Source organism: Microbacterium sp. R1 (genome assembly GCF_015159725.1).
GTDB classification, from domain to species: domain Bacteria; phylum Actinomycetota; class Actinomycetes; order Actinomycetales; family Microbacteriaceae; genus Microbacterium; species Microbacterium oxydans.
The window spans coordinates 182,360-205,291 of record NZ_JADDUD010000001.1; the positions used below are offsets into that span (position 1 = coordinate 182,360).

Annotated in this window: 34 protein-coding genes and 1 tRNA gene; 27 read left to right on the plus strand and 8 right to left on the minus strand. The window is 67.7% G+C overall.

The genetic code is table 11. From position 1 onward, the window contains the following. Window positions 1–47: 47 nt before the first annotated feature. From ILP86_RS00805 to ILP86_RS00815, 3 genes are all read right to left on the minus strand, one after another. The gene (locus ILP86_RS00805) at window positions 48–1,589 is read right to left on the minus strand and encodes a serine hydrolase (protein ID WP_193761154.1); all 1,542 of its coding nucleotides are present in this window, start codon (window positions 1,587–1,589) and stop codon (window positions 48–50) included. A gap of 163 nt (window positions 1,590–1,752) precedes the next feature. Beyond that, window positions 1,753–2,676 (minus strand): DUF1295 domain-containing protein, encoded by a 924-nt coding sequence (locus ILP86_RS00810; RefSeq protein ID WP_193761155.1) that lies wholly within the window; start codon window positions 2,674–2,676, stop codon window positions 1,753–1,755. A 17-nt stretch (window positions 2,677–2,693) separates the two neighbouring features. After that, window positions 2,694–4,532, minus strand: a complete 1,839-nt coding sequence (locus ILP86_RS00815; RefSeq protein ID WP_193761156.1) for a long-chain fatty acid--CoA ligase — start codon at window positions 4,530–4,532, stop codon at window positions 2,694–2,696. 150 nt (window positions 4,533–4,682) lie between these two features. Here ILP86_RS00815 and ILP86_RS00820 point away from each other — a divergent pair, with 150 nt between their 5' ends. Next, window positions 4,683–5,363, plus strand: a complete 681-nt coding sequence (locus ILP86_RS00820; RefSeq protein WP_193761157.1) for a hypothetical protein — start codon at window positions 4,683–4,685, stop codon at window positions 5,361–5,363. A 50-nt stretch (window positions 5,364–5,413) separates the two neighbouring features. Here the strand turns inward: ILP86_RS00820 and ILP86_RS00825 are convergent. The 4 genes from ILP86_RS00825 to ILP86_RS00840 all read right to left on the minus strand — a co-directional run bounded on the left by ILP86_RS00825 (window position 5,414) and on the right by ILP86_RS00840 (window position 7,593). Continuing rightward, a tRNA-Gly gene (locus ILP86_RS00825) sits at window positions 5,414–5,487 on the minus strand. 62 nt (window positions 5,488–5,549) lie between these two features. Further along, the gene (gene xerC, locus ILP86_RS00830) at window positions 5,550–6,713 is read right to left on the minus strand and encodes a tyrosine recombinase XerC (protein WP_193761158.1); all 1,164 of its coding nucleotides are present in this window, start codon (window positions 6,711–6,713) and stop codon (window positions 5,550–5,552) included. Then, a complete protein-coding gene (locus ILP86_RS00835; RefSeq protein ID WP_193761159.1) occupies window positions 6,713–7,201 on the minus strand; it encodes an ImmA/IrrE family metallo-endopeptidase in 489 nt (162 codons plus the stop codon). The genes xerC and ILP86_RS00835 overlap by 1 nt, the downstream gene beginning before the upstream one ends. A 2-nt stretch (window positions 7,202–7,203) precedes the next feature. Continuing rightward, complete coding sequence (locus ILP86_RS00840; protein ID WP_147805383.1) at window positions 7,204–7,593, minus strand: helix-turn-helix transcriptional regulator; 390 nt, start codon at window positions 7,591–7,593, stop codon at window positions 7,204–7,206. 76 nt (window positions 7,594–7,669) lie between these two features. Between ILP86_RS00840 and ILP86_RS00845 the strand changes: the two genes are divergently transcribed. Further along, entirely contained in the window at window positions 7,670–7,960 is a 291-nt protein-coding gene (locus ILP86_RS00845) for a hypothetical protein (protein ID WP_193761160.1), read from the plus strand. Continuing rightward, window positions 7,957–8,226, plus strand: a complete 270-nt coding sequence (locus ILP86_RS00850; protein WP_193761161.1) for an AlpA family transcriptional regulator — start codon at window positions 7,957–7,959, stop codon at window positions 8,224–8,226. The genes ILP86_RS00845 and ILP86_RS00850 overlap by 4 nt, the downstream gene beginning before the upstream one ends. Window positions 8,227–8,408: 182 nt before the next feature. On the opposite strand, the gene ILP86_RS00855 is transcribed toward ILP86_RS00850, so the two are convergent. Further along, window positions 8,409–8,654, minus strand: coding sequence for a hypothetical protein (locus tag ILP86_RS00855; RefSeq protein ID WP_147805381.1), 246 nt, complete (start codon window positions 8,652–8,654; stop codon window positions 8,409–8,411). Between the two features lie 128 nt (window positions 8,655–8,782). Here ILP86_RS00855 and ILP86_RS00860 point away from each other — a divergent pair, with 128 nt between their 5' ends. The 24 genes from ILP86_RS00860 to ILP86_RS00975 all read left to right on the plus strand — a co-directional run bounded on the left by ILP86_RS00860 (window position 8,783) and on the right by ILP86_RS00975 (window position 22,922). Next, entirely contained in the window at window positions 8,783–9,091 is a 309-nt protein-coding gene (locus ILP86_RS00860) for a hypothetical protein (RefSeq protein WP_147805380.1), read from the plus strand. Continuing rightward, entirely contained in the window at window positions 9,088–9,834 is a 747-nt protein-coding gene (locus tag ILP86_RS00865) for a phage antirepressor KilAC domain-containing protein (protein ID WP_193761162.1), read from the plus strand. Before ILP86_RS00860 ends, ILP86_RS00865 begins: the two co-directional genes overlap by 4 nt. Before the next feature lie 64 nt (window positions 9,835–9,898). Beyond that, window positions 9,899–10,222 (plus strand): hypothetical protein, encoded by a 324-nt coding sequence (locus ILP86_RS00870; protein ID WP_147805350.1) that lies wholly within the window; start codon window positions 9,899–9,901, stop codon window positions 10,220–10,222. Beyond that, window positions 10,219–11,196 (plus strand): YqaJ viral recombinase family protein, encoded by a 978-nt coding sequence (locus ILP86_RS00875; RefSeq protein WP_147805349.1) that lies wholly within the window; start codon window positions 10,219–10,221, stop codon window positions 11,194–11,196. Before ILP86_RS00870 ends, ILP86_RS00875 begins: the two co-directional genes overlap by 4 nt. Next, window positions 11,186–11,947, plus strand: a complete 762-nt coding sequence (locus ILP86_RS00880) for a hypothetical protein (protein ID WP_193761163.1) — start codon at window positions 11,186–11,188, stop codon at window positions 11,945–11,947. Before ILP86_RS00875 ends, ILP86_RS00880 begins: the two co-directional genes overlap by 11 nt. Then, window positions 11,947–12,381: a hypothetical protein gene (locus ILP86_RS00885; protein WP_193761164.1), complete on the plus strand. Its 435-nt coding sequence runs from the start codon at window positions 11,947–11,949 to the stop codon at window positions 12,379–12,381. The genes ILP86_RS00880 and ILP86_RS00885 overlap by 1 nt, the downstream gene beginning before the upstream one ends. Continuing rightward, window positions 12,378–12,887, plus strand: coding sequence for a phage N-6-adenine-methyltransferase (locus ILP86_RS00890; protein ID WP_222706867.1), 510 nt, complete (start codon window positions 12,378–12,380; stop codon window positions 12,885–12,887). Before ILP86_RS00885 ends, ILP86_RS00890 begins: the two co-directional genes overlap by 4 nt. Next, window positions 12,884–13,282 carry a hypothetical protein gene (locus tag ILP86_RS00895; RefSeq protein WP_147805374.1) on the plus strand — a complete coding sequence of 133 codons (399 nt, stop codon included), beginning with the start codon at window positions 12,884–12,886 and terminating at the stop codon, window positions 13,280–13,282. The genes ILP86_RS00890 and ILP86_RS00895 overlap by 4 nt, the downstream gene beginning before the upstream one ends. Beyond that, window positions 13,279–14,502 carry a DNA cytosine methyltransferase gene (locus ILP86_RS00900; RefSeq protein WP_193761165.1) on the plus strand — a complete coding sequence of 408 codons (1,224 nt, stop codon included), beginning with the start codon at window positions 13,279–13,281 and terminating at the stop codon, window positions 14,500–14,502. The genes ILP86_RS00895 and ILP86_RS00900 overlap by 4 nt, the downstream gene beginning before the upstream one ends. Then, window positions 14,499–14,801: a hypothetical protein gene (locus ILP86_RS00905; RefSeq protein WP_147805352.1), complete on the plus strand. Its 303-nt coding sequence runs from the start codon at window positions 14,499–14,501 to the stop codon at window positions 14,799–14,801. The genes ILP86_RS00900 and ILP86_RS00905 overlap by 4 nt, the downstream gene beginning before the upstream one ends. After that, complete coding sequence (locus ILP86_RS00910) at window positions 14,798–15,061, plus strand: hypothetical protein (RefSeq protein ID WP_222706860.1); 264 nt, start codon at window positions 14,798–14,800, stop codon at window positions 15,059–15,061. The genes ILP86_RS00905 and ILP86_RS00910 overlap by 4 nt, the downstream gene beginning before the upstream one ends. A 333-nt stretch (window positions 15,062–15,394) precedes the next feature. Next, complete coding sequence (locus tag ILP86_RS00915) at window positions 15,395–16,111, plus strand: hypothetical protein (protein ID WP_193761166.1); 717 nt, start codon at window positions 15,395–15,397, stop codon at window positions 16,109–16,111. Further along, window positions 16,095–16,382, plus strand: coding sequence for a hypothetical protein (locus tag ILP86_RS00920; RefSeq protein ID WP_193761167.1), 288 nt, complete (start codon window positions 16,095–16,097; stop codon window positions 16,380–16,382). The genes ILP86_RS00915 and ILP86_RS00920 overlap by 17 nt, the downstream gene beginning before the upstream one ends. Further along, window positions 16,379–16,927 (plus strand): hypothetical protein, encoded by a 549-nt coding sequence (locus ILP86_RS19515; protein ID WP_227750880.1) that lies wholly within the window; start codon window positions 16,379–16,381, stop codon window positions 16,925–16,927. Before ILP86_RS00920 ends, ILP86_RS19515 begins: the two co-directional genes overlap by 4 nt. Beyond that, entirely contained in the window at window positions 16,927–17,400 is a 474-nt protein-coding gene (locus tag ILP86_RS00930; protein ID WP_147805369.1) for a single-stranded DNA-binding protein, read from the plus strand. Before ILP86_RS19515 ends, ILP86_RS00930 begins: the two co-directional genes overlap by 1 nt. Further along, the gene (locus ILP86_RS00935; protein ID WP_147805370.1) at window positions 17,378–17,677 is read left to right on the plus strand and encodes a hypothetical protein; all 300 of its coding nucleotides are present in this window, start codon (window positions 17,378–17,380) and stop codon (window positions 17,675–17,677) included. Before ILP86_RS00930 ends, ILP86_RS00935 begins: the two co-directional genes overlap by 23 nt. Further along, complete coding sequence (locus tag ILP86_RS00940) at window positions 17,670–18,611, plus strand: hypothetical protein (RefSeq protein WP_227750881.1); 942 nt, start codon at window positions 17,670–17,672, stop codon at window positions 18,609–18,611. The genes ILP86_RS00935 and ILP86_RS00940 overlap by 8 nt, the downstream gene beginning before the upstream one ends. Before the next feature lie 259 nt (window positions 18,612–18,870). Next, window positions 18,871–19,230 (plus strand): hypothetical protein, encoded by a 360-nt coding sequence (locus ILP86_RS00945; protein WP_147805365.1) that lies wholly within the window; start codon window positions 18,871–18,873, stop codon window positions 19,228–19,230. A gap of 25 nt (window positions 19,231–19,255) precedes the next feature. Beyond that, window positions 19,256–19,546 carry a hypothetical protein gene (locus ILP86_RS00950; RefSeq protein WP_147805366.1) on the plus strand — a complete coding sequence of 97 codons (291 nt, stop codon included), beginning with the start codon at window positions 19,256–19,258 and terminating at the stop codon, window positions 19,544–19,546. Continuing rightward, the gene (locus ILP86_RS00955; protein WP_193761169.1) at window positions 19,492–19,953 is read left to right on the plus strand and encodes a hypothetical protein; all 462 of its coding nucleotides are present in this window, start codon (window positions 19,492–19,494) and stop codon (window positions 19,951–19,953) included. Before ILP86_RS00950 ends, ILP86_RS00955 begins: the two co-directional genes overlap by 55 nt. Before the next feature lie 364 nt (window positions 19,954–20,317). After that, window positions 20,318–20,623, plus strand: a complete 306-nt coding sequence (locus ILP86_RS00960) for an HNH endonuclease (RefSeq protein ID WP_147805385.1) — start codon at window positions 20,318–20,320, stop codon at window positions 20,621–20,623. Window positions 20,624–20,636: 13 nt separating this feature from the next. Next, window positions 20,637–20,861 carry a hypothetical protein gene (locus tag ILP86_RS00965; protein ID WP_193761170.1) on the plus strand — a complete coding sequence of 75 codons (225 nt, stop codon included), beginning with the start codon at window positions 20,637–20,639 and terminating at the stop codon, window positions 20,859–20,861. A gap of 122 nt (window positions 20,862–20,983) precedes the next feature. Then, the gene (locus tag ILP86_RS00970; protein WP_147805338.1) at window positions 20,984–21,340 is read left to right on the plus strand and encodes a hypothetical protein; all 357 of its coding nucleotides are present in this window, start codon (window positions 20,984–20,986) and stop codon (window positions 21,338–21,340) included. A 16-nt stretch (window positions 21,341–21,356) separates the two neighbouring features. Then, the gene (locus ILP86_RS00975) at window positions 21,357–22,922 is read left to right on the plus strand and encodes a terminase large subunit (protein WP_222706857.1); all 1,566 of its coding nucleotides are present in this window, start codon (window positions 21,357–21,359) and stop codon (window positions 22,920–22,922) included. Window positions 22,923–22,932: the final 10 nt, after the last annotated feature.

Here is a 22,932-nt window from a genome sequence, read left to right on the forward strand (position 1 = left end):
GCGGCTGATCGCGCCGCTGACTCGATGGCGCCCTGACGGGCGCGACGTCAGATGACGTGCGTGTTCGGCAGCGAGCTCACGGTCGGGCGGGCGTAGGCGCGGCGCCGGGCGGAGATGTCGGTCGGGCGGGCGGCGCGCGGAACGCTCCGATCGACCGCCACGACCTCGAACTCCTGGATCTGCGCCGGCCGCACCGGGGTGAGGTGGATCATGCAGATCAGCTCGCCGCGCTCGCCGGGGATCGACCAGGTGATGTCGGCTGGTGTCGCCGCGGAGACGACTTCTGGCGTGCCGAGGTCGTCGCGCAGCGGACCCACCAGGGCGATGAGCTCCTCGATCGCGGCCCGGCGCTGGAGGAGCGGGCGGTCGAAGTCGATGTTGTCGGCGAAGATCGCGGCAGCGGCGTCGTCATCCCAGGACCGGATCAGCGCGTCGGCCGCGGACATCAGCCGACGTGTCTCCGGCCACGGCTGCACGGTGCGGGCGGGGGCGTCGTGAAAGGCGAGTGCGCGGAACAGCGCCTCCTCCGAGAGGGCGACCGGGTTGCTCCGGTGGCTGTTCGTCAAGACGACGATGCCCATGCCGGACCCCGCGTGCCACACCATGTTCAGGATGAACCCCGGGAGGCCGCCGCTGTGCGTGACGATGCGTCCGCGGTGCAGGTCTTCGCGCACGAAGAGGCCGAGCGCGTAGCCGCCGGCGACGAACTTCCAGGAGCCGTCGGGGCGGGCCTGCAGCGAGGGGATGTCGACCTGATGGATGCGCTGCAGCTCTCGTCGTGAAGCCCGGCTCACCACGGCATCGTCGCTGCCAGGCAGTGTCGATGCCGCGAGGAACCTGACCCAGACACTGAGGTCGTTGATGGTCGACTGCATGCCACCGGCCGCGGCCATGGCGTCGGACACTTCCGACGGGAAGCCCACCCAGTCGCCCGCGCTGTCCAGCGAGTAGCCGACCGCCCTCGCGAAGCCGCCCTCCGGAGCGCGGTTGTCGAACCACGTGCTGTTCATCCCCAGCGGGCGCAGGATCTCATCGGTGACCCAGTCCTCGACACGGCGGCCCACGGCTGTGCCCACCGCGAGGCCGGCCATCGTGAAGCCGATGTTGGAGTACTCGAAGGCGCTTCCGGGGTGGGTGCTGTAGTTGAAGCCGGGTCTGATCCGTTCGACCAGCTCCGCTTCGGAGAGGCCGAGGAACGGGTCGACCCAGGAGTTGTCCTCGGTGAGACCGCCGCCCATGCTGAGCAGCTGTCGCAGGGTCGGGGCGATCGCCGGTTCGTCGCCCACGGTCCCGTGCCATTCGGGGTAGAAGTCGGTGATGGGCGCCTCCAGGTCGAGGAGGCCGCGGTCGCGGGCGAGCAGGGCACCGAGCGCGACGAAGCTCTTGGTCATCGAGGCGATCGGGAAGACGGTGTCGGCGTCGGGAGACGTGCCTTCGTCGTCGGCGGTGCCGAACCCGCGCGTGTGCTCCAGGCCGTCGGGTCCGACGAGGCCGTACACCAGACCAGGCGACTGACCCGCGGCCGTGTACTGCCCGAAGAACGCGTCGAGCTGATCGACGAGCGGCACGACGAGGGTTTCGCTGGACATGGAGACTCCCTTGTTCTCGCGGTCGGCATTCGGCCGTCGCGCTGGTTCGTCTCCACACTCTCGTGTGCCGGGCTCGAAGTCATGTCCGCGGGCACCGAGTGTCGGGTCCTGCTTGTGCGAGGTGACGAAGAAGCGGCTCGGAGCGGCCTGGCCGGGACCCCGTCTACCCGGCCGTCTCCCGCATCGCGGGCCGGGTGAGCTTCGGGATCAGTGCTGGAGTCTGTTCGCGGTAGGCGACGTAGTCGGCCCGGTCGCCCCACTTCTTCTCGGCGCGCGCTTCGAGCAGGGGGATGCCGCTGACGCGGGTGAGCAGCAGGATCACGAACAGGGGGGAGAGCAGCGCGACCCACTGCCATCCGACGAGCACGGGGGCAGCGGTGAGGAAGACGCCCACCCAGATGACGATCTCGCCGAAGTAGTTCGGGTGACGGGACCGCGACCATAGGCCGGTGCGGATGAACTCGTCCCGGTTGCCCGGGTCGGCGCGGAACGCCGACTTCTGGGCGTCGGCGACGATCTCGATCACCATGCCGAGGGCCCAGACGACGATGCCGACGACGGTCAGCCATCCGATCGGCGCGCGGGAGGAGGCATCCGCACTGATCGCGATCCAGGCGGCGGCCGCGGTCAGCGACACCCACGCACCCTGGATCACCCACACCTGCAGGAACCGCAGCGGCGACCCCTTGATCTGGTCGAAGCGCCCGTCGGATCCGGCCTTGTGCACGCGCAGGGCCAGGAACGAGCCGAGGCGCGCGGCCCACAGCATGACCATCGCCGCCAGGATCCAGCTCCGCGGGTCGGGCATCGGCGCCAGCAGGACGAGTGCTGCGGAGATCACGAAGAACGTGAGGCTGCCCGTCAGGTCGAAGAACCGTTCGGTCTGCAGCAGCATCGCGGGGATGAACGCGATGACCTGGATCGCGAAGGCCGCAGCGACGGCGAGGGCGAACACCGGCACGCCGCCGATGGTCGCACCGCCCTGGCTGCCGGCGATCGCGACGAGCGCGCCGACCACGAGGGCGACGACGATCGCGATGAGAGAGGAGCGCGAGGAGGTCGGACGGGTGGGGGTGGGGGAGGACATGGTGTGCTTTCCGATTCTCAGAGGTACAGGTCTTCGACGGCGAAGGCGGCGCGATCCAGCACGACGCTCCGCTTCAGCTTCATGGTGGGGGTGACGAGTCCACGGTCGTCGAGGTCGGCGAAGACCACGCTGAACCGGCGGACCTGCTCGCTGCGCGCGACGAGCGCGTTGGCCTCGTCGACGGACCGCTGCAGGTGAGCGTGCAGGGCCGGGTCGTCCACCGTGCGGATGTCGGTCGGGCTGGTCGTGCTGGTCGAGGGGATGCGGCTGCCCTGCGCTTCGGCCCAGGCGCCGGCCTGCTCCGGATCGAGCACCAGCAGCGCGGAGAGATACGGCTTCCCCTCGCCGACCATGACCGCATGCGAGACGAGCGGATTCGCCTCGACTGCGCTCTCCCAGCGGGTCGGCACGATGGTCTTGCCGTTCGAGGTGACGATCACGTCTTTGAGCCGTCCGTCGAGGATCAGCCTTCCCTGCTCGTCGAGCCGCCCGAGATCGCCGGTGCGGAAGAAGCCGTCGATGAACGCACCGTCGTCGTGCGCGGGGTCCCGGTAGCCGTCGAAGACGCCGATGCCGCGGGCGAGCACTTCGCCCTCGTCGCTGATGCGGACCGTGAGCCCTGGCAGCGGTGCGCCGACGGTTCCCGAGGCGATGCGCCCTGGCAGGTTGCCGGTGAGCGGTGCGGTCGTCTCGGTCAGTCCGTAGCCCTCGATGACGGGAACCCCGATGCCGCGGAAGAACAGCGAGAGGTCGGCGTCGAGGGCGGCGCCGCCCGACAGGATGTATCCGACCCGCCCGCCCATCACCGTGCGAAGGCGGCCGTAGAACAGTGCATCGAAGAGGCGGTGGCGCAGGCGGAGGCCGACGGTGCGTGCGGCGCCACGACCGGCATCGACTCGCTCGGCGCTGCGGCCCCACGCGATGGCCGTCGCCTCGGCATGCGCCCAGATCTTCGTGAGTCCCTTGTCGGCGGCCTTGCCCGCGGCGGCCGCCTGGATCTTCTGCAGCACCCGTGGCACGACCACCAGGAACGTCGGTCGGAGGGTGTCGAGCGTGGCGACGACGGTCGAAGGGTCGGACAAGTGCGCGATGCGCATGCCGCTGGCAAGGCAGATCAGCTGCAGGCCGCGCGCGAGCACGTGAGCGAGCGGGAGGAAGATGACCGTGTTGCCGGACTCGTTCACGATCTCGCGGTAGGCCGCGGCGATGTTCAGCACCTGACCGAGGAAGTTGCGATGCGTGAGCACGACGCCCTTGGGCTCGCCCGTCGTTCCCGAGGTGTAGACGATCGTCGCGGGGTCATCCTGCGTGGCTGCCGTCCTGCGGGCCTCGAGCTCCTCGTCGGTCACGTCGATGCCGCGGGCGGCCAGGTCGAGGAGGGTCCACGGCGAGGTCTCGGCGCTCATCACCCACGCCCCGAGGGTGACTCCGCCGGCGTGCGAGAGCGCCGACTCGAGCAGCGCCGCATGTTCGGTCGTACCGCCGATGGCCAGGCGCACACCGGCATCCGCGACGATCGCGTCCACCTGTGACCCCGACGAGGTCTCGTAGATCGGCACGACGACAGCACCGGCGTACCAGGCCGCGAGGTCGGCGACGGCCCATTCGTAGCGGGTGGGCGCCATGATCGCGATGGGGTCGCCGATTCGGATGCCCTGGGCGATGAACCCCTTCGCCAGAGCGCGCACCTCGTCCTCGAACGCGCGGGTGGTGACCGGCCGCCAGGAGCCCGTCGACGCGTTCTCGACCTCGAACGCCACATGGTCCGGTGCGGCGGCGGCCCGCGCAGCCAGCAGGTCGGTGACGTTGCGGTGGCCGTCGAGGGCGGCGAGCGGTGGTGTCGACGATTCGATCATCGGGGCTTCTCTCGGTCGTGCGGACGGCGCGGAGGGCGCACGAAATCGCCCTTCCTGTCTCTGTTCGGAACCGATGACGATTCGGATGGGATGCTTTTCCGCGGCCGCCCAGGCATCGAGAACGGGAAAACGATCTGCCAGTATGGCGTCATGTCCGGCACGCAGAAGTTCGCCCCCGCGCTCGTCGTGATCGGTGTGACCGCCGCAGTGCTCGTCGGGTGCACCTCGCCGGTGGCAGTCCAGACGCCCAAGGCATCCGCTCCCGCGGTTGATCTCCGGACGGCGGCCGAGGCTGCCTCGACGCCGAAACCGGCGGAACCGGAAAGATGCTCCGGCATGTCAGAGGTCTACAGCGACGGCGACGGTCTGTATTGGGAGCGCCACGGAACGCTCCGTGATCTCGGCGCGCGCGAGTTCGCGCGGGGCGAGGTCACAGTCGATGAGGACGGCACCCCGGTGACGTATACCGTCGAGCCCGGCGACGTCGAAGCCGTGGTCGCTGAACGGCTCTGCGCGTACCCGAACCTCGGCTCGATGAACCACCGGCGGGATATCCACCCTGGGCAGGTGCTCTGGCTCACGCCCGACCCCGATCTTCCCTGGGTGCCGTACTACAACCCTCATGACGCCCCCGGTGGGTTTCAGCAGATTCCGTATCAGCAGGCCATCGAGTCCGCGGGCGCGGCGGTCGATGCCGGTGACGTGGACACCGTGCAAGCGATCTGGAACGGCACGCTCAAGGGCATGTTCACCAACCAGGAGACCATCGACGCCGTCCAGAAGGTGGTCGACTCCGGCGACCTCGACGCGCTCCGCCAGCTCTTCTCCTGACGCCGCTCGGTCACGGACCCTTCGGCGGGGAGAGCTCGGTAAGCCACAGGTGGAGGGGCTGACGGGAATCGAACCCGCGCTGTCTGCTTGGGAAGCAGAAGTTCTACCATTGAACTACAGCCCCGCGCTACTCCCGACTGGGAAGTCGGGCTAATGCGGTGTCATGTCCTGGGCCAGATCCGCGGTTTACTCGCGGTTTTGACGAAGAACGTTGAACGCCTCAAGCGTATCAGTGACATCCGGTGCACGATGCAGGCGCTTCCGGTAGCTGCGCTCCGTCGTCGACTTCTGCGCATGGCCGAGTTGTCCCTGTGCCGCCTCGAGGTCGTGGCCGTTGGCGACTGCCGTAGCGACCGTCGACCGGAACGATTTCGGCACCGACCCCTCGAACTTCGTCCCCCGCAGAGCGGCGTGCCACTGCGTCAGGAAGTTCCCTGGCGAGCGGAGAGTGCCGACCTTCGACGGGAACACGAGCGCCGTCGTCGCCTCGAGGCGGCGACGCATCAGCATCGCGGTAACGAACGACGGCAGGAGGAGCTCGCGCATCCCGGCCTCCGACTTCGTGTACTCCTGGATGATCCGCGACGGCCCGCCCTTCTCGCCGCGCACGACCGTCCCCCGGACCTCAGCGACGACCGGCGTCTGGTGGAGATGCACGAGTGGCCACCGCATCGCGAACACCTCGCCGCTGCGGCATCCGGTGCCGAGGTAGAAGTCGGCAACATCGGCGAGATCCCCGAACCGGCGCCCTCGGGCCGGCTTGCCTGCATCCCAGGCGCGCAGGATCGCGCGGAGTTCGGCGACGTCGTCGAGCGACCATGCGACGATCTCCCGCTTCGGCACAGCGATCGGCGCGATCGAGCGCGCCGGTGACACCTCATAGGCGTCATGCCGTGCAGCGAGGTCGAACATGCCCTGCAGGATGACGTGCGCGAGCTTCGCGTTCGCCTTCGACGAGGTCGCGAGCGTCTTCACGAACCGATCGAGCCGCGAGACCGAGACCTCCTCGAGGCGGAGGTCGCCGAGCGCGTCGAGGATGTGGCTGTCGAGCACCTGCTGATAGCGGGCGCGGGTGGAGGGTGCACGGTCCTTCTCCTGGTACTCCTCCCACCACAGGTCTGCGAGCTCGCGAACTCGGGTCGTCCGTGCGATCTCAGAGACCGGCGCTATCCGGTCCTTCATGGCTGCGATGAGCTTGCGCTCGGCTTCAGCCGGCGTCTTGCCCTGGCGCTGCATGACGCGAGTCTTACCGTCGCTATCGCGGTAGGACGCGACAGCGGTCGGCTTGCCGCCGACCGTCGTGCGGCGGATCTTCCCCCATGTCTCGAGGATGAGCGGCGGGCGTGCCATCACCAGTGTCCGTTTCTTCTCATGCGCATGTAGGTACGCATCACCTTCTCGGTGACGTTCAGCTCCAGCGCGACGACGGCAGGATCCTCAGTGATGCCGTAGAGCCGCTCCAGGCGGGAGGGGCGCACGAGTCGGCGAGCAGCGATGCGATCGGCGCGCATCTCCTGAAAGTCGGTGGTGCCGACGTCGTTGTGTTCGAAGTGCACGAGCTCGTGCGTGAGGCTGCATCGTTCCACGGCGGCATGAAGGCTGGGGCGCACGAAGATTGCCTGGTGCTCGACCGAGAAGGCCGCCATCATCTCAGCGTTGGGGAGATCGTCGCGGAAGACGATCGGAACATCGAGCATGTCGGCATGCTCCCATGGGTCGTAATCGTATGCGCAGGGCCCGTCTTGAAAGCCTCCGACGCCGAACATGTAGCCGTACCGGCTTCCCGCGTACTCGCCGACATCGATCGTCAGCTCGTTCTGGAAGTCAGCAATGCTCATGTCTATCCCTCTCCGCGTGTCGGATCAATCGGCGTGTTGTCGGTGGATGCGGCTAGCGGCGTGTTATGCAGCGGTACCGTCGTGAGATCAATATCGCGGGAGCCGCCGACATCGAGGGGTTTCACGTTGGAAGGCTCGGCGGTTTCGGCGCGCGACTCGGCCTCGGCGATGACTGTGGAGGTCGCAACGCCAACAGCGCGCGAGATGAGTCCGACTTCGCCGACCGTTGCGGGCGGTGGCTCCTGTCTCAGGATGATCCCCAGCCGGTTCGCGGACATGCCCGTAGCGAGCGCCAGTTCGCGACGCGAGATACCGCTCTGCTCCACGTACTCGGCGAGCACTGCGGCGATCTCTCTATCGACCGACTGAAGTTCCTTCTTGATTCGAGCCACGTCCAGAGTGTACCCATTTCGGTTCACTTTCGGCAATGAGGTTGCGAGAGAACCGAAATGGGTTCACGATGGACGCATGACGAACCGAAATGGGCTCACCACTCTCGATGACGAGGTCGCCGCCGAGGTGCGTGCCGGAATCGCTCGCACGCCGGGCGTCAGTGTCAAGCGGATCGCCGAGAAGAACGACATGCGCAGAGCTACTCTGTCGGCGCGGGTGAATGGGCACGTCGCGTTCAGCCCCTCGCTTCTGAGCGCCGTCGCCGCGGAGATCGGCGAAACAGCCTCCAGCATCGTCGCCATGGCTGAGGCGTCGCTCGAGCGCAAAAACGAGGCGGCTCAGAAGCGCTCGGAGCGTGCAGCGTGACTGACCTCGGAGTAGTTCTCCTGCGCCTCGAGCGGAAGATCGAGGACCTCTCCGCTGGCCACAAGCTCCGGGTCTATTCGACCAGGGGTGCAGCTGAGTACTGCGGCATGAACTACGGCACGTTCCGCAACCGGGTCGCAGCCGGAACGGGGCCGACGCAGCACAAGGATGGCGACTCGAACGCGTTCTATGAGTCGGATCTCGACGCGTGGAACGAGTCACGGCTACGTCCCGTCGGCCGCGATGCAGAGGCGGTGGCGTCGTGATCAAGCATCTCTTCGATGGCGTCTCGCATGATGATCGCCGCAGCCATGATCCGCTCCTCGCGCGTCAGATCCACGTCGCTGAGCTTACTGCGTCCGGTGTTGCAATTCGGGTCACCCCGGAGATGCGGCAGAGCCTCGAGGGGACTCGCCGTCAGCGTCGTGGGATGAGCGAGGCGCGTGAGCTACTCGCTAGCGTTTCCTTCGAGACGGTTCGAGAGGTCCGTGAGAACCAGCGCGGACGCGCCCGTAACCCGCGCGGTCTGCGCGGTGAGCATGCGCACCATGACGTTGACGTAACGCGCCCACTCGTCGAGATCGAAGGTGCCGTCATCGCCGATGAGGAGCGCCGGAGCCGACGCCTGCGCGTTCAGGAGCTCGTCCGCACCCTGCTTCAGCTGCTCAACGAGCTCTCGGATCTCCTGGTCCATGATTCTCCTCCGGTCGATGCTTGCGGGCCGGAATCCCGCAATGCCTCTGAATCGATCGTAGGGGTCGCGTCCGGCGCGGCGGCCTCTCCTTCGAGCGGCGCGCCGGGCGCATCTTCTGGAGTGATCTCATGATCTCCCGTTCTGGGGACCGGGTGCCCGCTGGGGTATCGGGCGAGGCGGGTCGGGGCACCGTGGGGACGGATGCCCCGACCACGTCGAACCGCTCGGACGATCTGGCCGTGGCGCTGTTCAGCCCCGTGCTGTGGGCGGTCGCAATTGGGTATGCCGTCGCAGGCGTGACGCTCGTCTATGTCGCCTGCGTGCTCGCTCCCTGGGGTCTGCTGCTCCTGATCCTCGCGATCGGTGCGCTCGCCGCCGCCGTGCTCTGTGGCTTCGTCGCCTTCGGGATCTCTCGCCTTGAGGAGGATCCGGCATGAGCGTGCTCGAGGTGTTCCGGTATTCAGACCGGGACGTGCGCACGGTCTCGGTCGACGGCGAGGTGTGGTTCGTGCTCGCGGACATCTGCGGTGTGCTCGGTGTCGCGAACGTCGGCAACGTCGCTGCCCGCCTCGACGAGGCTGATATCCGTCAGGCGGATATCAGCTCGGGCGGTCAGCGTCGCGCGGTTACGATCGTGTCCGAGTCCGGCATGTACGAGGTCGTCATCCGTTCGGACAAGCCCGAGGCTCGCCGTTTCCGCTGGTGGGTCACGCACGAGGTCATCCCCGCGATCCGCCGCACCGGCACCTACACGGTCGAGACGCCGGAGCAGCTGATGGCGCGCGCCGTCGTCCAGGCGCAGGAGATCATCGCCCGGAAGGACGAGCAGATCGCCGTGCTCGCGCCCCGCGCTGAGGCATGGGACGAACTCGCGTCCGCCGACGGTGACTACGAGGTTGGCGACGCGGCGAAGATCCTCGCCCGCGCCGGCGTCGAGACCGGCCGGCAGCGTCTCTTCGGTCAGCTCGCTGAGCTCGGCTGGATCTACCGCGGCGCTCAGGGGAAGTGGAAGGCGCGTCAATCTGCCGTCGACTCCGGCTGGCTCGCGGAGAAGCCGCAGTCCCACCACCACCCGCGTTCCGGCGAGGTCGTCCTCGACCCTCCGCAGGTCCGCGTGACCGTCCGCGGCATCGAACGCCTGCGCGTCCGACTCGGCCGCCCCGAACTCGCAACCCTCTGACCCCACACACGAAAGCGGGGCGCCCGTTGCACCGGACGCCCCACCGAAAACGAAAGGCAAGCACATGCCTCAGACACAGGATACCGACGAGAACGTCGAACCGGTGGACGACTTCGCTCCGCTGACCGCTGACATGCACCTCAGTGTCATCGAGCGCACCGAGCCCGCCATCGTCGGCCCGATCGCCACCGACCCCCGCAGCTTCTGGCCCCTCGCGCCGTGGCGCATGGCCCTCGTGGTCGTCGCTCTCCTCGGCGCCGCGGTCTGCGGCCCGCCCGCAGCCGATCCGACAACCGGATTCAACGGCGCCGATCTCGGCGTCCTCATCAGCCTCGCGATGTTCGTCGTCGCGTTCCTCATCCCGCTTCCGAAGAAGGATCCGTCATGACCCCTCAGATCACCGCCGCCCGGCTCGTCGTCCCGGACGACGCGCCCCGCACCGTCTGGATGCTCGAGCGCGGCGAGGGCGTCACCGCCTCCGACGCGTGGAAGATCGCCCGCGCCGGCATCAAGGCACGCCGCACAATCGTCGAGCAGAAAATGAACGGCTCCACCTTCCGCGGCAACAAGGCCACGAACGCCGGGCACGCCCGCGAGGCCGCGCTGCTCGACGAGGCCGCCGAGCGCCTCGCTTCGCTCACCCCGAACGGCGCGCTCTGGGCGGCACTCGTCAACGACCTCCACCGGGCCACCCCCGACGCGATCGGTATCGACCAGGACGGCGCCCTCGTCGTCATCGAGGTCAAGTCGCACGAGTACGGATGGAAGTCCGACGCGATCCCTGTCGAGCACATGGCGCAGATGCAGTGGCAGATCCACGTGCTCGGCGCCGACTACGCGCTCTACGGCTTCGAGGTCCGCGACGAGGACGACATGCCGCCCATCGATGGTGCGACGTGGATCCCGGTGCCGCGCGACGAAGAGATGATCGCGTGGCTCGTCGAGCGCGCCGACGCCTTCATCGCATGGCGCGACGCCGGATGCCCCGACGTCGACGACCTTCCCGAAGAGGTGACGGACGCGGTCGCCGAGTGGGCGCCGCTGAAGCGTCAGCTCGACGCCGCGGTGAAGGCCGAGAAGGTCGCGAACGACAAGGTCAAGGCGGCGACCGCGAAGCTTCCCGGCGCGCAGCGATTCGGCGCAGTCGGCATGACCGAGCACGGCGGCTTCCAGACCACGGTCTCCGAGACGACGTCGATCGACGAGGCCGCATGGAAGGCCGCCGCGCCCGAGGTGCACGGCCACGTCGAGATGCTGCGCGTCGAACTCGCCGTGCTCGAGGCGTCCGCACTCAAGCACTTCCCGCGCACGACCCGGAAGGCACCCGCACTGAAGTTCCAGGAGGTCGAAAATGTCGACTGAGCTCGTAGAGAAGAAGACCATCGGCGAGGTCGAGCACATCGTCCACGCCTCGGGGGAGTGGGACGGCACCGGCCCGGTCGAGTTCTCCGACGACGGCGTCACCTGGACGCAAGCGTGGGCGCCGACTGTCGAGACGGACAACGCCGGTGAGGTCATCGGCGTGCAGGTCGCGCACCCGGAGTTCGCTCGGGTCGAGATCTACCGCAAGGGCGTTCGCATCCCGACGACCGTCACGATCCGCTGGTCTGAGCAGTACCCCGCCGCATCCGAGGAATGGTCCGGCAAGTGGGACCGCTCACCGATGCGCCACCTCGGCCGCACCGTGCGCATGGTCGCCTTCCGGCAGACGTTCCGCGACCTCCTGGGCGACATCCGTATCGAGGAGGAGATCGACGAGCGCGACCTGCCGACGACGCCGACCGCAGGTGCCGAGCCGGTGGCTGCGCGCGACTGGGCGGCGGAGTTCCTCACCACCAAGACCATCGACGAGATCGACGCGCTCGAGGCCGAGGCCCGCACGGCTCGCGTGTTCACCCCCGACAAGGCCGGCACCGACCTGCACCGCACCGCCCGCAACCAGCGGAAGGCGCTCGTCGAGGCGGCGTGGGCGATCTCGACCGCCGAGCCTGCGCCGACGGTCACCGCGACCGAGACGGCTGTCGCCGAGCGCCCTGCGCTGCGGGATCACCTCCCGCCGCAGAACCGCTCGGCACGCCGCGCCGCGTCTCGCAAGAAAAAGGGGCGCCGCTGATGTTCACCAATCCGCAGACCGGCGAGGTCATCACGACCGAGCAGGCGTCGTTCGCTCTGAAGGCGGGCGCGCAGCTCCTCAACTACCAGCCCACCAACCCCGTCGAGATGGAGTACTTCATCCGAGAGGCCGTCGGCCTGATGGAAAAGCTGCCCGACGTGATGCTCGAGATCAACGGTCGCCGCTACGAAGCCGAGCGCGCCTACATCGCGAAGAAGCAGAGCAGGAAGGCGTACTACGGCCGCAACAACGTGCAGGCCACGTTCGCGACCGCGATGGCCGACGTGGACGCTCAGGACGAGCTCGAGGTCTGGCACAACCTGAAGGCCGAATACCACTACGCCGAGGGCACCGAACGCTCACTCCGCACGAAGGTCAACTCGATGCTCAACATCAACAAGGCCATCACGCACGCGTATGGAGCGCACCGATGAGTCGTGCAATGGGATCGCACCAGTCTGCGAATGCGAAGACGACAACGTGGCTCACACCGCCGGAGATTCTCGAGAAGCTCGGACCGTTCGATCTCGATCCGTGTGCCGCACCGTCGCCGAGGCCTTGGCCTTCCGCCGCTCGGCACATCGAACTGCCAGAGGACGGACTCGCCGCGGACTGGGAAGGGCGAGTCTGGCTCAACCCGCCGTACAGCTTCGCCGCCTGGACCTGGCTCGCGAAGTTGGCCGAGCACGGCGACGGAATCGCACTGGTCTTCGCTCGCACGGAGACCGCAGGGTTCGTTCGCGAGGTCTGGGGCAAGGCGACCGCTGTGCTGTTCATGCACGGGCGGCTGCACTTCCATCACGCCGATGGAACCAGGGCTGCCGCCAACAGTGGAGCGCCGTCGGTGCTCGTCGCGTACGGCCAAGCGGCTGCGCTCCGGCTCGCAACGAGCGACGTTGAAGGCACGTTCGTGATGCTTCGGTCGGCGGTGGCACGATGAGCGCGCCGACCGCGGAGACGCGCAATGCCGTCTACCGGCGCGACGAGCGTCGATGCGCGGCATGCGGTGTGCTCGTGCTCACGTTCCAGCACCGCCGAGCGGTCGGCATGGGCGGCTCGAAGAACGTCCCGTCGCCCGTCGACGGCCTATCGCTCTGCGCGTTCTGCAACGCGTCCTGCGAGGGCGCCCTGCAGGCGCAGGCGCTCCGCTTCGGCTGGAAGGTCCGCCGCTGGGTGACGCACCCCGAGCGCGTGCCAGTCTTCTACCCGATCGAGATGGCCTGGTACCGCTTCGAGGGCGTGGTCCGCATCCGGATCTCGCGCGCCGTCGCGATGGAGATGGGCTGCAGCGTCTACGGCGCCGAGTGGCTGGCCTGGCATGAGGCGATCGCATGAGCGCGCCGATCATCGCCCTCGATCACTTCGCCGGGACAGGATGGGGTGCCGCCTGCCGGTCGCTCGGCATCCGTGAGTACGGCGTTGAGCTGATGCCCGAGGCGATCCGTACACGCACTCGCGCTGGATTCCGGACGGTCTACCGGGACGTGTGGTCGGGCCTGTTCTCTCCTGAGTTGGTGCCTGCGCACAGCCTCTACATCGCGTCCCCGCCGTGCCAGACATTCTCCGTTGCGGGCCGTGGTGCCGGTCGGAGGTCGCTCGACCAGGTGCTCGGGCTTGTCGTTGACGGCGTATGGAAGGACGCCGAGCGCCTTCACACTGCAGGAGTCGCGCTCGGTGATGCGCGCACTCCGCTCGTGCTGACGCCGCTCGCTCATGTCTGGCGCCACCGCCCGGACCTCGTCGCTCTCGAACAGGTGCCGACCGTGCTGCCGGTCTGGCAGGCGATCGCCGACGTCCTGCGCTGGATGGGCTACTCGGTCTGGACCGACAACATGCAGGCCGAACAGTACGGCGTGGCGCAGACGCGCAAGCGCGCCATCCTGCTCGCCCGCCGCGACGGCATCGACGCTGCGCCGCCCACGCCGACGCACTCGCGCTACTACCCGCGCACGCCGGAGCGTCTCGACCTCGGCGTCCAGAAGTGGGTCTCGATGGCCGAGGCGCTTGGATGGGCCGAGACCGACCGCGTCGGCTTCCCTCGCCGGTATGACGGCCGCGGCGACGTCCTCACGATCGGCGGCGTCGACTACCGCGACCGTGACCTGCGCAGCGCCGATCAGCCGAGCCAAGTCGTCACCGAGAAGGCGCGCAGTTGGAACCGGTTCGACGCCGAGGGCGCCGCGACTCCGCTGAGTCTCGCGGATGCCGCCGCGCTGCAGTCGTTCCCTGCGTGGGGCCACGCCGCGGGTGCGGCATCCGTGCGCACCGCGGGCACGCGACCCCGGCCGGTCGACGAGCCTGCGGCGACCGTGACCGGCTCGGCGACGTTCGCGTGGGAGTACGCGGATGGGCGACGCCGTGCGGCCGAGCCCTCCGAGCTCGCCGCGCTGCAGTCCTATGACCCGACCTTCCCATTCCAGGGCTCGCGGTCGAAGCAGTTCCTGCAGATCGGCAACGCGGTCCCGCCGCTCCTCGGCGCAGCGATCGTGCGGGAACTCGTCGCTCCGGCATCCGCCGCCGCGCGGCGCGTCGAGGTTGCGGAGGTGGCGTCGTGAGCATCATCAGCGAGGCCTTCTCCGCGTGGCGCGAGTGCCGCGCCGAGTACGACGCCACCCTCTACTCCCAGTACGAGGCCGCGGAGGAGTCGACGAACGGCGCGATGCTGAACGCTCGCGGCCGTGAGAAGGGCATCGACCCGTTCACCCTGTTCATGGGCACCGAGGCCCGCGCGCTCGCGTACGCCTCGGAGGAGCTCGTCGAGCACTGGCAGTCGCACCCGCGGATCACGTTCGCGAAGTTCGAACGGCAGTGGCAGGCGCGCCGCGAGGCCGAGCTGATCGAGGACGCGGCATGACCGCCGTGCTCGAGGCGAACATCGCCCGATCCCTCATCGCGACAACGCCGGCGGCCGAGGAGAAGGAGTGGGCGCCGAACCGCGAGGTCACGCTCGAGCAGCTGCGCATCGTTGACATGATCCACGAGGGCAAGCCGGCGTGCCGCCTCTGCGGTCAGGTCGTGAACCACCTCGACAAGTTCGGCTTGTGCTCGAAGACGTCTGATGCTCACCAGGAATGGCGCGGCATGACGGTCAAGAAGAAGGCTGCGAGGCGATGAGCGCGATGCCCGAGTTCGCGATGACCTATGTCGTCTGGCACCCGGAGTCGATGACGTTGAAGATCGGTCGCGCGTGGGCCTGGTCACGTGTGCAGCGGTGGCTCGACCGGGGCTGGTATCCGATTGTCTGCCAGCGCGGCACGGACGCGTCCTGGGAGCGCGAGGCGCTGCGCGTGCTGCGCCGGATCTTCCCGGCCGCGTTCGCGTCCTGGGCGGACGCCGAGGACGTGCTCGGACCCGGCGGGAAGGGCTACACCGAGTGCTTCACCGTCGAGCCCGAAGACCTGAATTCTGCCCTGGCCGCGTGCATCCGGGGCTTCGCGAGAGGAACCGATGTCCACCAAGCAACGCATGATCAGCCCCGCCGACCTCGAGACGCTGGCCGATGTGCCGGACGTCGCGAAGCCGTCGGCGATGTGGCTGTGGCTGAACCTCGACCCGCTCGGTCGGGGGCGGTTCGACACGAGGGCGATCTCGTCGGCGATGTATCCGACGCTCGACTTGACTCCGGACGAGGTGTTCGAGCACTTGGTGCTGTTGACGGAGTCCGGGTTCCTGACGACGTTCCTCGCCCCGGACCCGGAGACCCGGGAGACGGTCGAGTGGCTGCTGCTGCTGCACCCGCTGAAGGTCGACCTGCGCGGCACCACGATCCGCACACCGGAGCCGCCAGGCGCTTTCCATGGACGCTCCGTGGCTATGGGTGGGGGCGGGCGCGCGAGGGCGCGGGGGAGCGCGCGGGAGCGGGCGCGGGCCGGGGTGCGGGCGGAGGACGCAGCGCGAGCCGCCGCCTGGGATGCCGTGCAGGAGGACCGGGAGCCGGCGCCAGAGCGCCCCGAGCGTCCGGCCGTGCTGGATGCCCCGCCGATGTTCTGCGACGAGCACATGCCTCGGGGAGCGGGGACGAAGAAGTGTGGCCCCTGCCGGGACAGGCGGCTCCTCCGCGACGAGTGGATGCAACGCCGCGTCTACGAAGACAGGCTCACCGAGTTCTACGAGCACGACCAGCAGGACGAAACCGAGGAGGAGTGGGATGACACACCTTTCTGAGACCAAGACCATCACGGTCCCGCTGCGGGTGTGGGGTCAGCTGGCGTCCGAGGCCGATCACCGTGGCGTGAAGGTCGAGGACGTGCTGGTCGGGGCGATCAACAGCGTCCGGCTCCGCAGCCACCGACAGGCCGTCGTCATCGGCCTCACTGTCATCGGGCACTCCGACAGGGTCATCGCCGAACTCACCGGCGAGGCCCGCGACTTCATCAAGTCCGCACGCCGAAGCGTCGGACTCCGAGCGAACACCACCGAGAGGAAACGAGCATGAGCACCGAGAACACCGAGGCGCCGGTCACCGCGATCACCGGCAAGCCTCTGACCGACTACGAGCCGTTCGTGGATCTGCTGTCGCATGTGATGGCGAACGGAATCGCGCTGGCGACCGACCGCGACTTCCTCCTGTCGCTCGATCAGAGCCAGCTTCTGCACGAGGCCGTCCGTGAGCATGCCCGCGAGTCGATCCGCTGGCGCTTCGCCGCTCACATCGACGAGATCATGCCGAGCGTGGCGAGTCGCGGTGCCGGGCTGATTGAGAAGGAGCGCGCCCGTCAGATCACCGATGAGGGACACACGACCGAGGGCGATCGGAATCAGGGCGACCTCCTCGCTCGTGCTGGCATCGAGTACGCGAACGTCGCGGTCGCCGTCCTGCGGAGCGGCCCTGAAGCGGCGCACTTCGATCCGCCGCTGCGCTGGAACTGGCCGTGGTCGAACGAGTTCTGGAAGCCGAGCGAAGACCCGATCCGGGATCTCACGAAAGCGGGCGCACTCATCGCGGCCGCGATCGACAGCCTCATCGAGGCGGGCTACTGATGGCCGGCGAGACCGTGATCACCGTCGTCGGCAATCTGACCGCGGATCCCGAGCTGCGCTTCACGCAGAACGGCCTCCCGGTGGCGAACTTCACCATCGCGAGCACGCCGCGCATCTTCGACCGCGCGGCGAACGAGTACAAGGACGGCGACGCGCTGTTCCTCCGGGCGTCGTGCTGGCGGGAGTTCGCCGAGCACGTCGCCGGCAGCCTGACGAAGGGCATGCGCGTGGTCGCGCAGGGTCGCCTTCGGCAGCGCTCGTACCAGGACCGTGAGGGTAACCAGCGCACCGCGATCGAGCTCGAGGTCGACGAGATCGGCCCGAGCCTGCGTTACGCGACGGCGCAGGTCACCCGCGCAGCGCGCACCGATGGACAGAAGCCGGCGGCGTCCGCCCCGGCACAGGAGCAGTGGGCGACCTCCGAACCGCCCGCAGATGGGGGATGGGCCTATGGCGACGACACCCCGTTCTGAGGCGCAAGACGCGTGCCCGTACTGCCACGGGAAGCTGTCGATCATCGTGTCTCGTGACCCGGATGAGGAGGTCGACTGCGTGTGCACAGACCCGCCGGAGGAGACGGACGCCGACCGCGTGGACGCGTTCGCGAAGAGCCTGGGGATCGAGCTCATGCCGTGGCAGCGCGACGTCGCAGTACGCGCGCTCTCGGGACAATCTGTCGTCCGCGTCGGGGGACGCCGAGCGGGGATGGCGACCATTGACCGCATCGTGGAAGGGGTTCGGAATGTCTGACCGCTACTGCATTCGTGGCTGCACGATTCGTGGGGAGCACTTCGCGACCTGCGACCGCCACGGCGAGAACTACAAGGGCGACAACCCGTGCCCCGGGTGCGCGCAGGTCGACGCCCGTGACGGCGTGCTGATCTGTGAGCGCTGCTATCGGCGTCTGCGCCGGCACCTCGAGGACGCTGCGGGCATCGTGGGTCACCTGCGCTCGATCGCTGATCCGACGAAGGCGGCCGCCTACGACCGGGTCCGGGTGCAGTCGTCGTCGATCGAGATTCCGGCACCTGTGGCAGCTGATCTCATCGACGCGTCGAACGACATCACGACGACGCTGAATATGTGGGCCAACCACGCAGCGGGGGAGGACCGACTCGGTGCCGGCCTCCCGGCCGGGGCGATGGCAGACGCCGCACACGACGTCGTGCAGCTCGCCGTCGACGTGATCCTCGACGAGCTAGACACCCTCGCGAACGACTCGCACCAGGTGGACGCGCTCTGCGATGGGGTGATGCTCGTGCACCGGGGCGCTCCGGACGTCTGGACGGTCGCCGACGCTGCCGTGCGATGGCCGCTCGACGACTCGCCGCGATGGGCGCAGGCCGCGTGCCCGGTGTGCGACCTGATGGCCGTGCGGATCCAGCCGGGCCGGAACGGGCGCCCGTCGCGGTACCGCTGCACGACGACGGACTGCGACTGGGAGGCGAACTCGAACGATGACGGTGGCCTGTGGGCTTCGGTGTTCGCCGAGCCAGCCCCGGCCGAGGTTCGACCGCACGACCCGCGGTGGATGACCCTCGTGGACGCTGCACGCCTCGTCGAGCGCACCACGGGCACTGTTCGGGGGTGGGTGACTCAGAAGCTCCTCACCCCGCAGATGGGTCGCTACTGGCAGGACGACGTGCTCGCCGTGGCGGCTCAGAAGAGGGGAGAGGCCGCGTGAGGACATGGCTGACGCTCGCAGAGGCCGCGGCGCGAATTCAGGGTGACGCGGCGCTCGCGTCGGCCGAGCGACGAATTCGTCGGTGGGTGGAGGCGGGTGAACTGCGCCCAATCCACGGGCGCTTCCGTGCGGAGGAACTACTCGCAGCCGAGAAGCGAATGCGATCCCGTCGAGGTCGACCTCGCAAGTCGCCCTCCCGTCCCGGCGGTGAACGCTAGAACTGCTATCGTTCGCGGGCGAACGGTAGGGTGGCCGTGACATGACACGCCCCCTACCGTTTCGCGATGAGCCGCCGTTGTCGCCGGGTGACTACGTTGTGCGCGGTGGGGCGTTCGAGCGAGCACCGACGTTACAATCGTTTGAGCGTTGCCTGAAGGTCCATGGAGTGGCCGCGATCTCGGTCGCTGCATCGGCAGGCGGTCAGCCGAATGAGATCGTGACCATGTCGCCAATTCTGCGGCGCATCGAAAACCACAGCTGGTCAACGGTGCAACGGCTGAATGACGCCGGCTTCGAGCTCGTCGCGACCGGCAAGAAACCTCACTACACGCTCCTGCTTCCCAGCGATGACCTAGACGATTCGTGGGACCATCTGGTGCGGGTGTTCAATTCGCTCTAGGCTCTCGATTCAGAAGGAGATAAGCATGCGACTCGCCGCAGATTTTCAAAGCGCTTCCGAAGACGACATCGTCACCGTCACCTTTGACGACATGATCGATGGACCCTTTGGGGCAGTGATCGGGCAAAAGGTTGAGCTCGACGACCTCGAAGGCCACACTGCCATCGGTACGATCCTTGACGTCGAGGATGAAATCATCGATGTCGCTGTCGATTTCAGTACATGGCGCTCCACGCTCGACCAGTCCGCGGGGTGGCAGCGATGGCCGACCGCCCCCACGATGTCTTGGGGCGGCGACATCTTGCAGGTCGCATAGTGAGGGGATACATCCTCCTCGCTGACTTTGCCGAAGCGATTGGTGGGAAGCTCTACATCCAAGGTGGTGGCTGGAGCAACGTTCAGTTGGCGATGCCGTTCCTCGATGTGTACGTGGCTGGAATGGTGTTTGTCCCTTGGGACGACGCTAATCGACGACGTCGGCTCCTCCTGCAACTGTTCGATGCTGATGGCGTTGAAGTCATACTGGACGGCCAGCCCGTCGAGATGCGGGGCGAGTTCGAAGTTGGCCGTCCGCCTGGAATGACGCCTGGAACCGAGATCGAGTTTCCGATCAGCGCCAAGTTCGCGGGGATGGCCCTAGCGCCCGGGCGATACAGGTTCCAACTCACTGTTGGGGCGGCTCATATCGGCGACGTGAACTTCGAAGTCCACGCCCCGAGCTGACGAGATCATCGGGTTCGTGGCCACGAAATTAATGTGTCAAACGTGTCCAGACGGTGTGTTAAGCTGTGCTTGCACCTGAACTGTGACCCGAAGCCTCGCCGATCTGGCGGGGCTTTCGTCGTTCTCGGGTGAGTCCCGCCGCCACACGCTCACAACCCTCTGCAGAGCGACCGCCGCTAGCCATGACCTCACGCTGCCCGACATGAGTTCGGGAGCCGTCGAGTGAGCAGCACCGGGCTGGTCGCATGATGCGCACCTCGAGCGGTGATGGGCGGCGGGGCACAGTCTTCCGGCCTGCCTTCGCTGCGGCGCACCTACCTCGCGCGCGGGCTGAGCAGACCGGGCACTCGTGATCGGAGTCGTGATGGCGGGGAAGCGAAAGATCACTCGCCGCTTCATCAAGCTGCGTGACGAGTTCCGTGAGCAGTGCCGTGAGGAACGCGCGTCATGCTGGCTGTGCGGTCAGGATCACATCGATTACGACGCCCCGCACGACGACTACGCGAACGACGACCGCTTCGAGCTCGATCACTTCTACCCAGTGTCGACGCATCCCGAGTTGCAGGAGGACCCGGCCAACTTCCGCCCATCCGCGCACGGGTGCAATAACGCCCGCTCGAATGGACCGCCTCGCCCTGGCCTCGGCATACCGAGTCAGGCATGGACATGAGGGAGACACCGACATGGCACTGACCGCGAACACGATCACGCTCGAGCTGCACCTGACCACACGGGCGGGCGGCCCCGTCGTCATCGGTTCCGGTGAGGTCGCCGTGCCCCTGTCCGCCGAGTCCATCGAGCAGGGCGTACGCGTCACGATCGACGAGCCGGTGCTGCGTCACGAGATCGCCGTCGCCCTGATGGACCTCGCCCAACAGATCGAACACCCCGACCCCGCTCACATCTGAGGGAAGGGGAGGGGCGGTCGGATTTCACCGATCGCGCCGACGCGGAACACCTCCCGCGCGGTCGGTTCCTCTCTCCCCGGGTTCGCCTAGAGGGGGTCGCGCGCGTATAGGAGGTGACGGGCATGGCGAATTTCACTGACGAGAGTGTCGCCGAGGCGCTCGAGAGGTCGATCCGAAATGCCCCGCATCTACGTGCGCGCCACTCCGCCGCCGTCGCCGCCGCCCGAGCTCTCGCTCGCAAGATCGACGCGTGGGACGAGATCGTCGAGTGGGCGAATGACGACGCCGCTGAAACAGGTAGCCGACCGAAGGTGCCCGCGAACGACAACGTCTCGATCGCGAGCTTCGGGAAGTACCTCGACATGCTCGGCCTCGTCCCGGACGACGCCCCAGCCGCCGGCGGGAGCCGTGCTGCTGCATCGACTCCGAAGTCGCCGAACCAGATCGAAGCGATGAGGAAGAAGCTCGGCCGCGGCTGATCGCGTGGAGGTGACCGTGGCGGACACGATCGTCTACGGATTCACCGAGCCGCGGATCTACACGCAGCCGCTCGTCAAGGAGTTGACACCGAAGACCTCCCGCGGATTCGAGATCATCGACTTCGCCCGCGATCACCTCAAGGTCACCCTGTTCCCCTGGCAGGAATGGCTGCTGATCCACATGTTCGAGCTCGACGCGTTCGGGCTGCTCCGGTTCCGCAAGGGACTCGTCATCGTCGGCCGGCAGAACGGCAAGACGCTGATCGGCGCGGTGCTCGCCGCTTTCTGGATCTACGTCGACGCGGGCCGCTGGCCCGAGCAGCTGCGCGAGTTCGACTTCGTCGTCGTCGGCGCAGCACAGAAGCTCGACATCGCGATGAAGCCGTGGAAACAGGTCCGCCGTTGGGGTGCGCCCGACGACAAGAAGATCGGCATCGCCCCGGACCGCGTGCCGATGCTGCAAGAGTTCACCTTCCCGCCGCGCATGGTCAACGGCGAAGTGGAGCTCAAGACGCACGGCGGCGCGACCTACAAGCCGCGCACCTTCGACGGCGCTCGCGGCGAGTCCGCCGCCCGCCTGCTCCTCGACGAGCTGCGCCAGCAGTACGACTACGAGGGCTGGTCAGCGATCGAGAAGTCGGCGAACGCCATGTTCGACTCGTTCCTCGTGACCTTCTCGAACGCTGGCACCGCCCGCTCGCGTGTTCTGAAAGACGTGCGCGACATCGCGCACGAGGGTGTCGACGACGCCGAGACTGAGTGGTTCGTCGCGGAGTGGTCTGCTGAACAAGATGCTCCGCTCACCGATCCGAGGGCGTTCGCGCAGGCGAACCCGTCGGCCGGATACCTGCCGGGCATGACGATCCGCGGACTGATGCGCACAGCGGCCAAGGCGCGCGAGAAGAATGTCGAGCGCATCGAAGTGCTCGGGCAGTGGGTCACGGCTGAGATCGTGCCGTACATCGACTTTCCCTCGTGGGCCGAGTGCGCGGACGCGCCGCAGGTCGACGAACGGGGCGAGCTCGTGTACGAAGGATCGTCCCTGCCCGCGGACACCCGCAGGGTGCTCGGAGTCGATGTCTCCGGCGACCGCAAGATGTCGTACGTCGCTGTCGCCGGCATTCGCGAAGATGACCTCGCACACGTCGAAGTCATCGCGCAACGCGCCGGCATGTTGTGGGTCGAGGACTACCTCGAAGAGGTCCGCGCGAAGACGGGCATCAACGAGGTCGCTCTGCAGGGGCGCGGCGCTCCCGTGTCCGACCTCGTCGAGACCCTCAAGCGCGCTGGGTTCGTGGTCCATGAGATCTCCGGAACTCCGCTGCTGAACACCGCCGGGCGACTCCACGACGCCGTCCGCGATCGCCGCGTCCGGCACCGCTCGCAGCCAGCGCTCGACATGGCCGTGGAGAACGGGACGACGAAGACGCTCAACGGGCTCCCGGTGTGGGACCGGGAGAAAGCGCCCGTCGACATCGCCCCAGTGATCGCCATCAGCGTCGCGCTCTACGCGCTACTCACCACCGAGGCCCCCGAACCGGAGGCGTCAGCATACGAGGATCACGACCTCGTCATCGTCTAGGAGGTCGCTC

Bases quoted from the DNA above. Each gene is read 5' to 3' on its own strand.
- ILP86_RS00805 (WP_193761154.1), bottom strand. From the start codon at position 1,589: ATGTCCAGCGAAACCCTCGTCGTGCCGCTCGTCGATCAGCTCGACGCG.
- ILP86_RS00810 (WP_193761155.1), bottom strand. From the start codon at position 2,676: ATGTCCTCCCCCACCCCCACCCGTCCGACCTCCTCGCGCTCCTCTCTC.
- ILP86_RS00815 (WP_193761156.1), bottom strand. From the start codon at position 4,532: ATGATCGAATCGTCGACACCACCGCTCGCCGCCCTCGACGGCCACCGC.
- ILP86_RS00820 (WP_193761157.1), top strand. From the start codon at position 4,683: ATGTCCGGCACGCAGAAGTTCGCCCCCGCGCTCGTCGTGATCGGTGTG.
- xerC (WP_193761158.1), bottom strand. From the start codon at position 6,713: ATGGCACGCCCGCCGCTCATCCTCGAGACATGGGGGAAGATCCGCCGC.
- ILP86_RS00835 (WP_193761159.1), bottom strand. From the start codon at position 7,201: ATGAGCATTGCTGACTTCCAGAACGAGCTGACGATCGATGTCGGCGAG.
- ILP86_RS00845 (WP_193761160.1), top strand. From the start codon at position 7,670: ATGACGAACCGAAATGGGCTCACCACTCTCGATGACGAGGTCGCCGCC.
- ILP86_RS00855 (WP_147805381.1), bottom strand. From the start codon at position 8,654: ATGGACCAGGAGATCCGAGAGCTCGTTGAGCAGCTGAAGCAGGGTGCG.
- ILP86_RS00860 (WP_147805380.1), top strand. From the start codon at position 8,783: ATGATCTCCCGTTCTGGGGACCGGGTGCCCGCTGGGGTATCGGGCGAG.
- ILP86_RS00865 (WP_193761162.1), top strand. From the start codon at position 9,088: ATGAGCGTGCTCGAGGTGTTCCGGTATTCAGACCGGGACGTGCGCACG.
- ILP86_RS00870 (WP_147805350.1), top strand. From the start codon at position 9,899: ATGCCTCAGACACAGGATACCGACGAGAACGTCGAACCGGTGGACGAC.
- ILP86_RS00875 (WP_147805349.1), top strand. From the start codon at position 10,219: ATGACCCCTCAGATCACCGCCGCCCGGCTCGTCGTCCCGGACGACGCG.
- ILP86_RS00880 (WP_193761163.1), top strand. From the start codon at position 11,186: ATGTCGACTGAGCTCGTAGAGAAGAAGACCATCGGCGAGGTCGAGCAC.
- ILP86_RS00885 (WP_193761164.1), top strand. From the start codon at position 11,947: ATGTTCACCAATCCGCAGACCGGCGAGGTCATCACGACCGAGCAGGCG.
- ILP86_RS00890 (WP_222706867.1), top strand. From the start codon at position 12,378: ATGAGTCGTGCAATGGGATCGCACCAGTCTGCGAATGCGAAGACGACA.
- ILP86_RS00895 (WP_147805374.1), top strand. From the start codon at position 12,884: ATGAGCGCGCCGACCGCGGAGACGCGCAATGCCGTCTACCGGCGCGAC.
- ILP86_RS00900 (WP_193761165.1), top strand. From the start codon at position 13,279: ATGAGCGCGCCGATCATCGCCCTCGATCACTTCGCCGGGACAGGATGG.
- ILP86_RS00910 (WP_222706860.1), top strand. From the start codon at position 14,798: ATGACCGCCGTGCTCGAGGCGAACATCGCCCGATCCCTCATCGCGACA.
- ILP86_RS00915 (WP_193761166.1), top strand. From the start codon at position 15,395: ATGTCCACCAAGCAACGCATGATCAGCCCCGCCGACCTCGAGACGCTG.
- ILP86_RS00920 (WP_193761167.1), top strand. From the start codon at position 16,095: ATGACACACCTTTCTGAGACCAAGACCATCACGGTCCCGCTGCGGGTG.
- ILP86_RS19515 (WP_227750880.1), top strand. From the start codon at position 16,379: ATGAGCACCGAGAACACCGAGGCGCCGGTCACCGCGATCACCGGCAAG.
- ILP86_RS00930 (WP_147805369.1), top strand. From the start codon at position 16,927: ATGGCCGGCGAGACCGTGATCACCGTCGTCGGCAATCTGACCGCGGAT.
- ILP86_RS00935 (WP_147805370.1), top strand. From the start codon at position 17,378: ATGGCGACGACACCCCGTTCTGAGGCGCAAGACGCGTGCCCGTACTGC.
- ILP86_RS00940 (WP_227750881.1), top strand. From the start codon at position 17,670: ATGTCTGACCGCTACTGCATTCGTGGCTGCACGATTCGTGGGGAGCAC.
- ILP86_RS00945 (WP_147805365.1), top strand. From the start codon at position 18,871: ATGACACGCCCCCTACCGTTTCGCGATGAGCCGCCGTTGTCGCCGGGT.
- ILP86_RS00950 (WP_147805366.1), top strand. From the start codon at position 19,256: ATGCGACTCGCCGCAGATTTTCAAAGCGCTTCCGAAGACGACATCGTC.
- ILP86_RS00955 (WP_193761169.1), top strand. From the start codon at position 19,492: ATGGCCGACCGCCCCCACGATGTCTTGGGGCGGCGACATCTTGCAGGT.
- ILP86_RS00960 (WP_147805385.1), top strand. From the start codon at position 20,318: ATGGCGGGGAAGCGAAAGATCACTCGCCGCTTCATCAAGCTGCGTGAC.
- ILP86_RS00965 (WP_193761170.1), top strand. From the start codon at position 20,637: ATGGCACTGACCGCGAACACGATCACGCTCGAGCTGCACCTGACCACA.
- ILP86_RS00970 (WP_147805338.1), top strand. From the start codon at position 20,984: ATGGCGAATTTCACTGACGAGAGTGTCGCCGAGGCGCTCGAGAGGTCG.